Annotated in this window: 17 protein-coding genes; 6 read left to right on the top strand and 11 right to left on the bottom strand. The window is 66.4% G+C overall.

Features of this window, described 5'->3' with window-relative positions:
• Positions 1 to 136 precede the first annotated feature (136 nt).
• The 4 genes from RIA72_RS10105 (at position 137) to RIA72_RS10090 (ending at position 2,954) form a co-directional block, all read left to right on the top strand.
• Positions 137 to 952: a ferredoxin--NADP reductase gene (locus RIA72_RS10105; protein ID WP_350032054.1), complete on the top strand. Its 816-nt coding sequence runs from the start codon at positions 137 to 139 to the stop codon at positions 950 to 952.
• Positions 953 to 1,135: 183 nt separating this feature from the next.
• Entirely contained in the window at positions 1,136 to 1,768 is a 633-nt protein-coding gene (locus tag RIA72_RS10100) for a 1-acyl-sn-glycerol-3-phosphate acyltransferase (protein ID WP_350032053.1), read from the top strand.
• The gene (locus RIA72_RS10095) at positions 1,765 to 2,574 is read left to right on the top strand and encodes a DUF1295 domain-containing protein (RefSeq protein WP_350032052.1); all 810 of its coding nucleotides are present in this window, start codon (positions 1,765 to 1,767) and stop codon (positions 2,572 to 2,574) included. Before RIA72_RS10100 ends, RIA72_RS10095 begins: the two co-directional genes overlap by 4 nt.
• Positions 2,550 to 2,954 carry a ribose-phosphate pyrophosphokinase gene (locus RIA72_RS10090; RefSeq protein WP_350032051.1) on the top strand — a complete coding sequence of 135 codons (405 nt, stop codon included), beginning with the start codon at positions 2,550 to 2,552 and terminating at the stop codon, positions 2,952 to 2,954. The genes RIA72_RS10095 and RIA72_RS10090 overlap by 25 nt, the downstream gene beginning before the upstream one ends.
• A 64-nt stretch (positions 2,955 to 3,018) precedes the next feature.
• Here RIA72_RS10090 and RIA72_RS10085 read toward each other — a convergent pair whose 3' ends face one another.
• The 3 genes from RIA72_RS10085 to RIA72_RS10075 all read right to left on the bottom strand — a co-directional run bounded on the left by RIA72_RS10085 (position 3,019) and on the right by RIA72_RS10075 (position 5,373).
• A complete protein-coding gene (locus RIA72_RS10085) occupies positions 3,019 to 3,930 on the bottom strand; it encodes an RcnB family protein (protein WP_350032050.1) in 912 nt (303 codons plus the stop codon).
• Between the two features lie 111 nt (positions 3,931 to 4,041).
• Positions 4,042 to 4,581: a (2Fe-2S)-binding protein gene (locus RIA72_RS10080; RefSeq protein ID WP_350032049.1), complete on the bottom strand. Its 540-nt coding sequence runs from the start codon at positions 4,579 to 4,581 to the stop codon at positions 4,042 to 4,044.
• A 27-nt stretch (positions 4,582 to 4,608) separates the two neighbouring features.
• Complete coding sequence (locus tag RIA72_RS10075; RefSeq protein ID WP_350032048.1) at positions 4,609 to 5,373, bottom strand: class II aldolase/adducin family protein; 765 nt, start codon at positions 5,371 to 5,373, stop codon at positions 4,609 to 4,611.
• A gap of 277 nt (positions 5,374 to 5,650) precedes the next feature.
• On the opposite strand from RIA72_RS10075, the gene rpsU reads away from it, so the two are divergent.
• A complete protein-coding gene (rpsU, locus tag RIA72_RS10070) occupies positions 5,651 to 5,857 on the top strand; it encodes a 30S ribosomal protein S21 (RefSeq protein WP_003047635.1) in 207 nt (68 codons plus the stop codon).
• Between the two features lie 290 nt (positions 5,858 to 6,147).
• On the opposite strand, the gene RIA72_RS10065 is transcribed toward rpsU, so the two are convergent.
• Positions 6,148 to 7,077: an isopenicillin N synthase family dioxygenase gene (locus RIA72_RS10065; RefSeq protein ID WP_350032047.1), complete on the bottom strand. Its 930-nt coding sequence runs from the start codon at positions 7,075 to 7,077 to the stop codon at positions 6,148 to 6,150.
• Positions 7,078 to 7,208: 131 nt separating this feature from the next.
• On the opposite strand from RIA72_RS10065, the gene RIA72_RS10060 reads away from it, so the two are divergent.
• On the top strand, positions 7,209 to 7,634 hold the full coding sequence (locus tag RIA72_RS10060; RefSeq protein WP_350032046.1) for an EVE domain-containing protein: 426 nt from the start codon (positions 7,209 to 7,211) through the stop codon (positions 7,632 to 7,634).
• Between the two features lie 37 nt (positions 7,635 to 7,671).
• Here the strand turns inward: RIA72_RS10060 and RIA72_RS10055 are convergent, their stop codons facing one another.
• The 7 genes from RIA72_RS10055 to RIA72_RS10025 form a co-directional block, all read right to left on the bottom strand.
• Positions 7,672 to 8,001 carry a PilZ domain-containing protein gene (locus RIA72_RS10055; RefSeq protein WP_350032045.1) on the bottom strand — a complete coding sequence of 110 codons (330 nt, stop codon included), beginning with the start codon at positions 7,999 to 8,001 and terminating at the stop codon, positions 7,672 to 7,674.
• An 84-nt stretch (positions 8,002 to 8,085) separates the two neighbouring features.
• Positions 8,086 to 8,673 (bottom strand): SOS response-associated peptidase family protein, encoded by a 588-nt coding sequence (locus tag RIA72_RS10050; protein WP_350032044.1) that lies wholly within the window; start codon positions 8,671 to 8,673, stop codon positions 8,086 to 8,088.
• A 7-nt stretch (positions 8,674 to 8,680) separates the two neighbouring features.
• On the bottom strand, positions 8,681 to 9,082 hold the full coding sequence (arfB, locus tag RIA72_RS10045; protein WP_350032043.1) for an alternative ribosome rescue aminoacyl-tRNA hydrolase ArfB: 402 nt from the start codon (positions 9,080 to 9,082) through the stop codon (positions 8,681 to 8,683).
• Positions 9,075 to 9,758, bottom strand: coding sequence for an RluA family pseudouridine synthase (locus tag RIA72_RS10040; RefSeq protein ID WP_350032042.1), 684 nt, complete (start codon positions 9,756 to 9,758; stop codon positions 9,075 to 9,077). The genes arfB and RIA72_RS10040 overlap by 8 nt, the downstream gene beginning before the upstream one ends.
• 105 nt (positions 9,759 to 9,863) lie before the next feature.
• Positions 9,864 to 11,006 carry a cell wall hydrolase gene (locus tag RIA72_RS10035; protein WP_350032041.1) on the bottom strand — a complete coding sequence of 381 codons (1,143 nt, stop codon included), beginning with the start codon at positions 11,004 to 11,006 and terminating at the stop codon, positions 9,864 to 9,866.
• Positions 11,007 to 11,015: 9 nt separating this feature from the next.
• Entirely contained in the window at positions 11,016 to 11,936 is a 921-nt protein-coding gene (cysK, locus tag RIA72_RS10030; protein WP_350032040.1) for a cysteine synthase A, read from the bottom strand.
• Positions 11,933 to 13,246 (bottom strand): MFS transporter, encoded by a 1,314-nt coding sequence (locus tag RIA72_RS10025; protein WP_350032039.1) that lies wholly within the window; start codon positions 13,244 to 13,246, stop codon positions 11,933 to 11,935. Before RIA72_RS10025 ends, cysK begins: the two co-directional genes overlap by 4 nt.
• Positions 13,247 to 13,346: the final 100 nt, after the last annotated feature.

Raw genomic sequence — 13,346 nt, 5'->3', positions numbered from 1 at the left:
TTTTCGGTTTCAGGGGCGCAAGCAATTCTGCGTGGACCCGGCGCCGGAATTCCGCTTTGGGCATCGCCAACGCCGGAGCCGTGCCGATTTTCGGGTGCGGCCGGTGCGACGATTATCAGGAAAGCCGTTAAACGACATGAGTGACCGTATTGCCGCCGCCGCCAAGCTGGCCCCCTCCGCCTCGCTGACCGTCGAGCAGGTGCGGTCGGTGCGCCACTGGAACGAACATCTGTTCAGCTTCACGATCACGCGGCCGCCAAGCTTTCGCTTCCGGTCGGGCGAATTTGTGATGATCGGGCTGCCGGGCGAGGGGCGGCCGTTGCTGCGCGCCTATTCGATCGCCAGCCCCGCCTATGCCGACGAGCTGGAATTTCTGTCGATCAAGGTGCCGGGCGGCCCGCTGACCTCGCGGCTTCAGCTGATCGAGCCGGGCGATCCCGTCTATCTCGGCCGCAAGCCGACGGGAACGCTGGTTGCCGACGCGTTGCTCCCCGGCAAGCGGCTGTTCATGCTGTCGACCGGCACGGGGCTTGCGCCTTTCCTGAGCCTGGCGCGCGATCCCGATATTTACGACCGTTTCAACCAGATTCAGCTTGTCCATTGCGTACGACAGGTCAGCGACCTGGCGTTCCGCGACGAGCTGGAAAGCCAGCTGGCGGGCGATCCGCTGGTGCAGGATCAGGCGCTGCTGCAATTCCATTATCTGCCCACCGTGACGCGCGAGCCGTTCCGCACCACGGGACGCATCGACGCGCTGATCGACGATGGATCGCTGTTCGGCCATCCGCTGACCGGCCCCGCGCAGTTCGACCCCGCGGCCGACCGCATCATGATGTGCGGCAGCATGGCGATGATCCGCGACCTGCAAGCGCGTTTCGAGGCGCTGGGGTTCAACGAAGGATCGAATGCGTCGCCGGGCGATTTCGTGATCGAGCGCGCGTTCGTGGGGTAATCAGCCCACGGTTGGCTTCTGCTCAAGACGTCCCAGACCTACCCTTTGTGTAGTCCGCTACGCCGGGCGATGGGCCCGTGCCTTCGCAGGGGCGCGGTGGTGGACGGTGGGACGCCGCGCGCTCTCCTCCCCCTTGCACCGGGCGCGGCTTTCGCGCAATCGGGTGGGGGAGAGGGAGCCGGCGTGACGAGGATCGACGACAATCCGCCGGGGTTGCTGGCGCGCGGCGTGCGCCGCCTGCTGCTGTTGCTGTACCGCGCACGCGGGTGGAAGGCCGTCGGCGTGGTGCCCGAGCCGCGGCGGTTCATCATCATCGCAGCGCCGCACACGAGCAATTGGGACTTCGTCAATTTCCTGGGACTGACCGCAGACCTTAAGCTCCGGCCCTATTTCATGGCGAAGCTGTCGCTGTTCCGCTGGCCGATCGGCGGCTTTATCCGTCAGATGGGCGGCGTTCCGGTCGACCGGCGCGGCGGCGGCGATGTCGTCGCGCAGATAGTCGCCGAATTTGCGCGGCGAAGCGAGTTCATGCTGACCGTCGCGCCCGAGGGGACGCGCGGCAAGTCGGCGAAATGGCGCACCGGATTTTACCAGATCGCGCTCGCCGCCAAGGTGCCGCTGGTTGTCGGGCTGATGGATTATGGCACCAAGACCGGGGGGCTGGGCCCGCTGATCTGGCCGACGGGCGATTTTCGCGCCGACATGCAAAAGGTGCTTGCGGTCTATAAAAGCTGTATCCCCAAATATCCCGAGCGCGCGGTGCGTTCGATCGAGGACATCGTCGGTGCCGACGCGGAAAGGGATGGGCAGAGATGAGCGAGGCCTTTGGACTTCTGGCGGTCAATTTTGCGGGGCTGCTTGCGGTGATCCTGCTGCTCTGGGCGCTTGCGGTGACGATCCGCGACGTGTCGTTCATCGACGCCTTCTGGGCGTTCGGCATGGTGCTGCTGGCGTGGGGAAGCGCGTGGCAGGCGGGGATCGAGGGCGGCCATGCGAAGCTGCTCCTTGGCCTGACCTCGCTATGGGGACTGCGGCTCGCGATCCACCTCGCGCGCCGCTGGGTGCGCGAGGGCGAGGACCCGCGTTATGCCAAGATTCTGGCGGCGACGATGGAGAAGCGCGGGTGGAGCTGGGCGAAGGCGGCGCTGCTGACCGTGTTCCTGACGCAGGCGCCGCTGCTGTTCATCACCTGTTTGCCTTCGCAGATCGGCATCTGGGCGAGCGGGGGCGACAGCGTCGGCATCCTCGGCTGGGTCGGCGCGGCGGCGGCGCTGACGGGCATCGCGTTCGAAAGCATCGGCGACGCGCAGCTCCATGCCTTTCGTCAGAATCCCGCGAACAAGGGGCAGGTGCTCGACACGGGGCTGTGGCGTTACACGCGCCATCCCAATTATTTCGGCGATGCGCTGAGCTGGTGGGGGATGTGGATCGTCGTGCTCGACATCGGCTGGCAGCCGGCGCTGGCGAGCCTGATCGGCCCGGCCTTCCTGACCTTCACGCTGACCAAATGGTCGGGCAAGGCGCTGCTCGAAAAGGGGCTGCACAAGACGCGGCCACATTATGCCGCCTATGTCGCGCGCACATCGGGGTTTGTGCCATGGCCGCCAAAGACGAAGGGTTAGGCGGCGCGGCGACCGCGGCCGATGCGGCGGCGCTGGGCGATGCGCCGCGCATCCGTGCGATTCTGACGCGCGCGGCGCGCGCGGGGCGCAGCGTCAGCTATTCGGACCTGCTTGGCGAACTGGGGTTCCGCTTTACGCGGCCCAAGATGCGCGCGCTGTGCAAGACGCTGGGCGAAGTCGACCGGCTGTGCGCGGCGGACGGCGAGCCCGACCTTGCCGTGCTGGTGGTGCGCGAGAGCGACCGGTTGCCGGGGCAGGGGTGGTGGGTCGGCGGGACGGCGCTGCTCCTCGGCTATGACGGGCCGTGGGAGGGCGCGGCGGCGGCGCGCTTCATCCGCGAGCAGCAGCAGGCGGTGTTCGATTATTGGAAGGAGCGCTGATCCCAGGAAAAAGGGGGCCGGCGAACCGGCCCCCAGTTTGTCTTTCCGGTAATCGAAAGGAAATTTACCAGAAGAAATCATAGATCACGTCGACGACCTCGCCGCTGTAGGTGTCGACGAGCAGCGCGTCGTCATAATAGCGGATCCAGCGATAGCCCCCATAGGCGGGCGGCAGGCGGTAATAGCCGGGGTCGTTGATCCAGTAGCGCGGGCTGTAGAACAGCGAACCCAGCGTGAAACCGATGCTGAAGCGCGTGTAGTTATAGCCGCGATAGGGATTGTAATAGCGCGGCATCCGGTAATAGCTGCGGTGCCGGTCACGGTAGCTGCGCCAGTCGTAGCGGCGGTCGCTGCGCCAGTCGCGGTTCCAGCGATTGTGATTCCGGTCCCAGCGGTCGTGGCGTCCGTCGCGATAACGCCGGTCGACATAGCCGTTGCGGTTGCGGTCCCAGCGTCGGTCGACGCGATTGTCGTCGTTGCGATCCCAGCGCCGGTCGAGTTCGCCGTCGCGGTTGCGATCCCAGCGCCGGTCGACGCGATTGTTGTTGTTGCGGTCCCACTGGCGATCGACCTGGCCATCGCGGTTGCGGTCCCAGCGGCGGTCGGTGCGGCCGTCGCGGTTGCGGTCATAGGCGTTGCCGCGATTGCGCTCCGCCTGGCGCGCTTCGCGCTGCTGCTGCCATTGCTGGCGCTGCGCCTGGCGTTGCCGGTCGTCGCCGCGGCCCTGCCATTGCCGGCGTTGCTCGCTGCGCCGCTCGGCGCGCATTTCGCTGCGCTGTTGCGGGCGGGCCTCGCCGCCGCGATTGCCGCCGCGGCGCACTTCGGGACCGCGCGGTCCGCGGTCGCCGCGATGCGTCCGCTCGCCGTCGCCGCGCTGCGCGATCTGGACCCGTTCGCCCGATGCCTGTGCGGCGGCGGGCGCGATCGGCGTCAGGATCGTTGCGGCCAGGAGCAACCCTCCGAACATCTGTTTCATCTCGCCATTCTCCAACTCGTGTCCCGTTTGCTGGAGACGCCAGCCGGGATGATGAATCGAGTCTTACCAGCGGCAAGCTGATCGCTTACTGACCGCGCCGTTGCCTGCGGTTCAGCTTTTGGGGCGGAGCGCCGGGACGGCGCGCGCGGCGTCTTCGGGACGGATGCCCGGGGGCGGCGCGGCGGCGATGCGTTCCTCGCCGCGCATCACCCGCGCCGCGAGCCGGATCGCGGTGCGGACGCGCGGATAGGTGCCGCAGCGGCAGATATTGGTGATCGCGGCATCGACCTCGGCATCGCTGGGGTTGCTGTTCTTGCGAAGCAGCGCGGCCGCCGCCATGATCATCCCCGACTGGCAGAAACCGCATTGCGGCACCTGCTCGGCAACCCACGCCTGTTGCACCGGATGGCTGCGGTCGCGTGCAAGTCCCTCGATCGTCGTGACGAAGCGGCCCTCGCATTCGGCGATGGTGACGAGGCAGCTGCGGATCGCCTCGCCGTCGATGTCGACGGTGCACGCGCCGCATTCGCCCGTGCCGCAGCCATATTTGGTGCCGGTCAGGTTCGACGCGTCGCGCAGCGCCCACAAGAGCGGCGTTTCGGGGTCCATGCGATATTCGACCGGGCGGTCGTTGACCGAGAATCGCGTCATGCCGCCCCTGTTAGCGCAGCGAGCGGATTAGTCACGCCAGCTTGTGTCGATCTTGTCGACCTTGCGCACCATCGCATCGAATTCGGCCTTGCCCGACTGGCCGGGGATGGCCGCCATATAAAGGTCGCGCTGGTGGACCTTGATGACGTCTTCGCCGACGAGGACGGGCTTGCCCATGCTCATCGTTGCGAGCTGGATTTCGCACGCGCGCTGGAGCGCCCAATATTTGATGAAGGCGTCGGTGAGAGACTTGCCCATGACGACGGGGCCGTGATTCTTGAGCATCAGGATGCGCTTGTCGCCGAGATTCTTGACGAGCCGCTCTCCCTCTTCCTCGCGCACCGTCACGCCCTCGAAATCATGATAGGCAAGCTGGCCCATGAAGTTGCAGGCATAGAAATTGGTCGGTTGCAGCCCGCCCTCGAGCCCGCAGACCGCCATCGTCGCGGTGGTGTGCGTGTGGATGATCGCGTGCGCGTCGGGCAGTACGCGGTGGAACAGGCTGTGCTGGACAAAACCCGCCTTGTTGACGTGCCAGGGATTATCCTCGTCCAGCTTGTTGCCGTCGATGTCGATCTTGATCAGGTTCGACGCACAAACCTCGCTGAAATGCAGGCCATAGGGGTTGATGAGGAAGGCGCCTTCCTGATCGGGAAGCTTGACCGTGATATGGTTGAAGATCATCTCGTCCCAGCCCATCATCGCAAAGATGCGGTAGCACGCGGCAAGCTCCTGCCGTGCCGTCCATTCGGCTTCGCTATATTTGCTGTTGCGCTTGAGCTGGGTCGCCATGTTCCTGTCCCTTGGATGATTGGTTTCGTCCTGCCACCTATGCCACAAGCCACCCGGTCGGCACAATCCCGCGGGTAGCCCGAGCAAAGCCACCGCGGCGCCGAGGCGCTTCGCCGCCTTTATGCTTGCATTTCGGCGCGAATCCCTTTAGTCCGCCCTCAACCGGAACGTCGCGTTTTCGCGGCGCTCTTTTTATTGCCCGAGTATCGGCGGTTTGCGGTGGGCCGGATGACCCGGTGGCCAAAACCGTTTTGACGAACAGGAGACGACACGGCGTATGCAGATCATCGTTCGCGACAATAATGTCGACCAGGCCCTTCGCGCGCTCAAGAAGAAGCTGCAGCGTGAGGGCGTGTATCGCGAAATGAAGCTGCGCCGTCATTACGAAAAGCCCAGCGAAAAGCGCGCCCGCGAGCGCGCCGCCGCTGTCCGCCGCGCCCGCAAGATGGAGCGCAAGCGGATGGAGCGCGACGGGATCAAATAAGACCCGTTCCCGTTGGGGATCCAGTTCGGACAGAGGGCGCTGCGGCAACGCGGCGCCCTTTTTCGTTTGGGGGCGGCGGGCTAATGTTCTCACCTTCCGTCATTCCGGCGAAGGCCGGAATCTCGCCCTTGGCTTCTTGACGCGGCGGCGAGATCCCGGCCTTGGCCGGGATGACAATTGGAGAAAATTGGTCAGCGTTCTATGCAGCCGTGGCATCCCTTGCCCCTCCGTCAGCGACCTTGCGGCTGCCACCACCCCATCGCTCCGCGACAGGGAGGAATGGTGATGCCCTATTTCTTCAGCCCGATCTCGCGCAGGCGTTGTTGCAGATAATCGTCGGCGGTGATCGGCGCCGGGTAAAGGTTCGGGTGGTCGGCGTCGATGCAGTTTTCGAGCGTTTCGATCAGATAGTCCGAACGGAAATGGAGGAAAAAGGGCATCGAATAGCGCGCGATGCCGGCGCGGCCGGCGTCGGGGTTGCGGACGCGGTGCGTCGTCGAGGGCAGGCGGTTGTTGGTCAGCCGCTGGAGCATGTCGCCGACATTCACCGCCATCGCGCCCGGCGGCGGCGAGACGGGAAGCCAGCTGCCGTCCTTGTCGAGAATTTCGAGCCCCGCTTCCTCGGCGCCGAGCAGCAGCGTGATCGTGTTGATGTCCTCATGCGCTTCAGCGCGGATGCCCTTCGCGGGACCCTCGACCGGCGGATAGTGGAGGAGGCGCATCACGCTGTTGCCGTCGCGCACCGTGTCGTCGAAGAAATCGGGCGCAAGGCCGAGATAGCGCGCAATGCCCGCAAGGAGTTGGCCGCCGACGCGGTCGAATTCGGCAAAGAGCGTGTCATAGACGGCGCGGAATCCCGCGATCTCCTCCGGCCAGACATTGTTCGGTTGCTGCGCGGCAAGCGGGTGGCCGGGCGGCAGGTCGCGCCCGACGTGCCAGAATTCCTTAAGATCGACTTCTTTCGCGCCCTTGGCGATTTCGGTGCCGAAGGGCGTATAGCCGCGCGCGCCGCCGCCGCCGGGGATATGATAGGCGCGCTTCACCTCTTCCGGCAGCGCAAAGAAAGCCTTGGCTTTCGCCCAGGCGTCGTCGATCAGTGCGGGGTCGATGCCGTGATCGGTGATCATCGCGAAGCCGAAGCGTTCGAACGACCCCCCGAAATCAGCCGCGAACCGGTCGGCGGGGAGCGACATGGAAATGACGGGAACGGCAGCGGTCATGCGATGAAAGTCCATTCGATAAGGGGCGGCGCCACGTAGCGCATCATGACTCGCGATTTAGGCGCTGAGGCGCGCGGGTTAAAGGGAAAAAGGCAGTTCCGTCGGCCGCGCGGCTCGGCTAAGCCCCGCGTATGGCAAAGCAATATTGGCTGATGAAATCCGAACCCGACGCCTATGCGTGGGACCAGCTCGTCAAGGACGGCACCGGCATCTGGGACGGGGTGCGCAACCACACCGCGAAGCTCAATATGATGGCGATGAAAAAGGGCGACGAAGCGCTGTTTTATCATAGCAATATCGGCAAGGAATGCGTCGGGATCATGGAGATCACCGAAGAAAGCTTTCCCGACCCCACCGCCGACGAAGGATCGCCGTGGGTCGTAGTGCGCGTCGCGCCGATGCGTGCGCTGGCGCATCCGGTCACGCTGGCGGCGATCAAGGCCGAGCCGCGCCTGGCCGACATGGACCTGATCCGCCAGTCGCGCCTGTCGGTCGGGCGCGTGACCGCGGCCGAGTGGAAGCTGATTTTGAAGATGTCGGAAAAGTCCGAGGGCTGATTTTTCCTCCCCATCCCCGCGCGACAGGAAGGAAGTCTCAGCCTTCGCGCAATTTCGCTTGCAGATGCGCCGCCACCGCCGGGTGGAGCGGGTGGAGAAATTCGCAGCCGTAATTATTGCCGTCAGAACGGCGGACGATAGCTTCGAGCGGCTGGAGGCCGGGGAGGTTCACCCAGATTCGCTTGCCGATTTGCGGCCGGAAGAAGGTGATCATGCGAAAGCCGGTCGACGACAGGTCGTGCAATTCGACGTCGAAAGGGTTGAGCCCCGGTTCGCGATAGCGGGCGCGGGCGCGGACGGGCGCGCGTTCGGCGCCGCGGGCGGCCTTGGGTCTGGCGCTGACTTCGGCGGTGTGATTCCCCAGCACAGATTGATTCCTGCATCGCTATCGACACGATGCTTTTACGGCCGCGTTGGTTAGCGCAAAGTGAAAAGATATGGTGAAGAGCGCTTATGCGGGGTGGTCGCCGACCGTCATAAACTGTCCCGGAAAGGGACGGATGAGCGCGAGCGCGGCGCGCCACTCGCCGGTGAGCCATGCCGCATGATCGGCGGCCGCCAGGATCGCCGGCATTCCCTGGGGCCGATATTGGGCGACGAGGCGGTTGGCATCGGTGGTAAGCATCGCAAAACAGGGCCAATCCTCGGTCGGGCGGAGGATGCCCGCGAAGGCGAAAAGTGGCTGATCGGGCACCGAAAACCAGCGCTGTTGCCGGCTCCCTTCAGGGCCCGACCAGAGCGCGAAGGCGGTCGCGGGAATCAGGACGCGCAGTTCGGCATGGCGCAGCGTGCCGATCCAGAAGGGGCTCGTCAGGTTGCGCACACGGGTGAAGCGCCGGTCGCCCTGCGGCGGCGGCGGGACGCCCCATAGCGCCGGGCGGAGATGACGCCGCGATCCGCCGCGCCCGTCGCTGACGATCACCGGCGCGGGGCGGCCGGGCGTCACATAGTCGCCGGTCCAGGGATCATCGCCCGCTTCGGCGCCGAAAACCGCGGCGATCCGCGCCGCCGGGGCGTCGAGTCGGTAGTGACTGGACACCCGCCAGTCAGTCGGCCGGGCGCACGCGTCCGCGCCCGGCCTTGACCGCGCTGCGCGCCTTCTTGCTGTCGACGCGGCGTGCCTTGGCCGCCTTGCTCGGCTTGGTCTTGATCCGGCGTTCGGGGCGGATGAGCGCGGCATCGATGAGTTCGGAGAGGCGCGCGCGTGCGTCGGCGCGGTTCGCCTCCTGCGTACGGAAACGGCGCGCGAGTATGACAAGCTCGCCGTCGCCGGTGAGCCGACTGCCCGCGAGCGCTTTCAGCCGGCGAAAGGCGTCGGGGGCGAGGCCGAGCGCGTAGACGTCGACGCGAAGCTGGCACGCGGTCGCGACCTTGTTGACATTCTGGCCACCCGGTCCCGACCCCGCGAGAAACTTCTCGCGGATCGCATGTTCGGGGATATCAGCCACGGGTCGGCGCCGCACCCTCGGGCGCCGCGAACCCCAGCGCGGCAAAGACGTCGGGGAAGGGCGCTTCGGCGATTACTGGCGGCTTGACGTCACGTTTGACGACCAGCCGTTCGGCGTGGAGCAGGGTGCGATCGCGGGCGCCGCCGCGGCCGTATACGGGATCGCCGACGAGCGCGAAGCCCAGCCCCTCGAGCGCGTGGACGCGCAATTGATGCGTGCGGCCGGTTTCGGGGCGGAAACGGAGCAGCGCGCGGCCGCCCACGACCGCGAGCTTTTCCCAATGCGAGATCGAGGGCTTGCCGGCCGGGTCGACGATCATGCGCCAGCCCGCCTCGGCGGTTGAGGTCTTGGCGAGCGGCAGGTCGATCGTCCCGCCGTCGTCGGCGGGAACGCCGTCGACGATCGCGAGATATTGTTTTTCGACCTCGCGATTTTCAAAGGCGCGGGTGAAGCGGCCGTGCGCCTTGGGATTGCGGGCGAGGAGCAGGCAGCCCGAGGTGTCGCGGTCGAGCCGGTGGACGGCGAGCGGCCAGCGTTTGAAGCCAAAACGCAGCGTATCGAGATGGTTTTCGAGGGCCAGGCTGCCGTCGCGCGGGGCGTCGACGGGAAGGCCGGCGGGCTTGTCGATGACAAGCGCTTCGCCGTCGAGGAAGAGGACGCGGTCGGAAAGGAGCATGGCGCGCTATAGGATGCGCCGCGCGCGGGTGGAAGAGCAAAGGGGATTGGGGCAGCCCCCGGTCATCCCGGCCTTCGCCGGGATGACGGGGGGGGGGACTTGATCCTAGCGCTTCATGCACTGGCGCGGGTCGTCGCGCTTATATTCGCTGCAGTTCCACAGTGCTTTTTCAAACCCGGCCTTGTCGTCGCGGAGGTAGGAAAAGCTCATCGCCGCGCGCTGCGTATCGCTCATCGCGTCGCTGTCGGGTTTGAGCATCGGGTTGGTCCAGCCCATGAACTTGCAATAGGGCTGTTCGCCGCAGAGGCGCAGCGCGGTGGTGACGAAGCTTTCGGGCGCGACGCGGCGGTCGAGCTGGATATAGATGGTGTCGCGGCCCGCGGCATCGCCGAGCCCGGCAACGACGCGCGCCTCGCCCACCGCGGCATTGGCGTCGGCAGGGGCCGAACCCGCGGGCAGGCCGAGCGCGAGCGCGTGGAGCGGCGAAATCGCGGCGAGCTTGGCAACCGGGCCGTCGCCGCCCGACACCGCGCCGCGAAACGCGCCCGGCGTGCCCCAAAAGCCCGGCCAGCGAAAAAAGAGGTGGGTGCCCTCGATCGCGATCTTTTCCAGGCTGTCGCTCCAATAGGGGCGCACCCAATCGGTGTGATAATGCGTTGCGAGCCCGACGCGCGGATAGGTGCCGCCCGACAGCATCAGGTCGGCGTTATTGCGCGCGCGCTGCCACGCCGCGTCCGAATAGCGCCGCGCGAGCGCGCCGTCGCAGGTGAAGGTGAACTGGCATCCGGTCGTGCGTTCGGACCCTTCGAACACGACGCCGCAGATCGATTTGGGAAAGGCGGGGTGGCGCGCACGATTGATCACAACCTGGCCCACCGCCTGCTGCCCGCGCGCGTCGTCCCCCGCCTCGTAGAGCATCGCCGCTGCGAGGCAGTCGCGCGCCCGCGCCCGCGCGTCGCCGTTGCCCGCGTAGACGAAGGGACGCGGCGCGGCAAAGCCGCGGGTGACGAGCGCGATAGCGGCATTTTGCGCGCGCGCGTCGGCTTCGGTGACGGGGGCGAGCACCATCGGCGGCGCTTCGGGCACGACGTTGGCGGGCGGCGCGACCTGGCGCGGTTGCGCGATACGCCCGACGCGATCGCCGCTTGCATGAAGCACGGCGCCGATCGCGAACGCGGCGAGCAGGACGAACAGCCAGCCCGTCCAGTCGCGTCGCCACGACGCCGACCGATCGCTTGTCGCGTCCATGGTGCGGGATCAGATTTCCGGCAGGAAGTCGGGCACCGACAAATAGCGCTCGCCGGTGTCATAGTTGAACCCGAGCACGCGGCTGCCCGGCGGCAGTTCGGCGAGCTTTTGCGCGATCGCGGCAAGGGTCGCGCCCGACGAGATGCCGACGAGCATCCCCTCTTCGGTCGCGGCGCGGCGCGCAAAATCCTTGGCGGCGGCGGCGTCGACCTTGATCACCCCGTCGAGCAGGTCGGTGTGCAGGTTGCGCGGGATGAAACCGGCGCCGATACCCTGGATCGGGTGCGGTGCAGGCTGGCCGCCCGAAATGACCGGCGAGGCTTCGGGTTCGACCGCGAAAACCTTGAGGTTCGGCCAATGCTCTTTCAGGAATTGCGCGCAGCCGGTGATGTGGCCGCCGGTGCCGACGCCGGTGATCAGCACGTCGATCGGCGTATCCTTGAAATCGGCGAGGATTTCGGGGCCGGTGGTGCGGACATGGACGTCGACGTTCGCGTCATTTTCGAACTGCTGCGGCATCCAGGCACCCGGCGTCGTCTCGACCAGCTCGATCGCGCGTTCGATCGCGCCCTTCATGCCCTTTTCGCGCGGGGTGAGGTCGAAGGTTGCACCATAGGCGAGCATCAGCCGACGGCGTTCGACCGACATCGATTCAGGCATGACCAGGATGAGCTTGTAACCCTTGACGGCCGCTGCCATCGCAAGGCCGATGCCCGTGTTTCCCGAGGTCGGTTCGACGATGGTGCCGCCTTCCTTGAGGTTGCCGTCGCGCTCCGCCGCCTCGATCATCGCGAGGCCGATGCGGTCCTTGATCGACCCGCCAGGGTTGCTGCGTTCGGACTTCACCCAGACTTCGGCGTCGGGGAACAGCTTTGCCACGCGAATGTGCGGCGTGTTGCCGATCGTTTCGAGGATGGAATTGGCTTTCATGTCGATCCTGCCTTGAATTGGGGTTCAAAGGTGCGCGCGCGGCGCAGTTCGGGGAATATCCATGCCCATAGCGCCGTCACGCCGATCGCGCCAGCGCCGCCGATCACCACCGCGCCCACCGGACCCAGCGCCGCGGCCATCGCGCCCGCGCGCATTTCGCCAAGCTCGTTCGAGGCCGAGATGGCCAGCCCCGACGCGGCGCTGACGCGGCCGCGCATATGGTCGGGGGTGTTGAGCTGGATCAAGGTGCCGCGCACGAAGACCGAGAACATGTCGGCGGCGCCCATGACGACGAGCAGGGCGAGCGAGAGGAGGAGGCTGGTGGAGAAGCCGAAGGCGACGGTTGCCGCGCCGAACACTGCGACCGCCCACAGCATCTTGACCCCGACATTGCGTTCGATCGGACGGATCGCGAGTCCGACCGCGACCGCAACCGAACCAAAGGCGACCGCCGCGCGCATCAGCCCCGCGCCCTCTGGTCCCGCATCGAGCAGGTCGCGCGCAAAGACGGGGAACATGGCGGTTGCCCCGGCAAGCAGCACCGCGAACAGGTCGAGCGTGATCGTGCCCAAGAGGAAGCGTTCGACCCACACGAATTGCAACCCGTCGACCATTTCGCGCAGCGGGTGGCGGCGGACCTCGGCGGGCGGCGGCTGCACGGGGCGCACGCGGCTGAGGGTAAGGGCCGAAATGCCCAGGAGCGCGGCGGCGAAGACATAGACCGAGGCGGGATGCGCGGCATAGATGAGCCCGCCCGCCGCGGGGCCGATCACCGAGGCGGACTGCCACGCGATGCTGCTCATCGCGATTGCGCGCGGCAGCACCGCGGCGGGGACGATGTTGGGCGCGATCGCGCTCATCGCCGGGCCCGAAAAGACGCGCGCGACGCCGTGCAATGCCGCAAGCGCGAAGAGCAGCCACAGCGTCAACCCATCGGTCCAGGTGAACCAGCCGAGCGTCGCCGCGATGAGCAGGTCGATGAGGTTCGAGAAGATCGCGACGCGCCGCCGCTCGAACCGGTCGGCGGCCCAGCCCGCGACGGGGGTGAGCAGCGCGAGCGGCACGAACTGGAACAGGCCGAGAAGGCCGAGCTGGAACGACGCCTCTTTGATCGACATGCCATAGTCGCTGCGCGCGGTGTCGTAGAGCTGGTAGCCGATGACGACGACCATCGCGATCGTCGCCATCACCGCGGTAAAGCGCGCGAACCAGAAATAGCGGAAGTCGGGAAAGCTGAGCGGCGAGGGCGCTTTGGGCGTCGCCTCCGGCATCACCGGGTCTACGCCTTCGGGGGGAGGGATCGTCGCCATCGCGCTTCACCTAAACGGCTTTTCGCCGCTGTCCAGATGGCTTGGTGCATCGCTGACGCCGAGATGCTGGCGAATCGGCGTTTGCGCCGCTAGCCTTTTT

This window comes from Sphingopyxis sp., assembly GCF_040216815.1.
In the GTDB taxonomy this organism is placed as follows: Bacteria; Pseudomonadota; Alphaproteobacteria; order Sphingomonadales; family Sphingomonadaceae; genus Sphingopyxis.
Note: the sequence above shows the minus strand (reverse complement) of the source record. Positions and strands in the feature narration are given on the sequence as shown.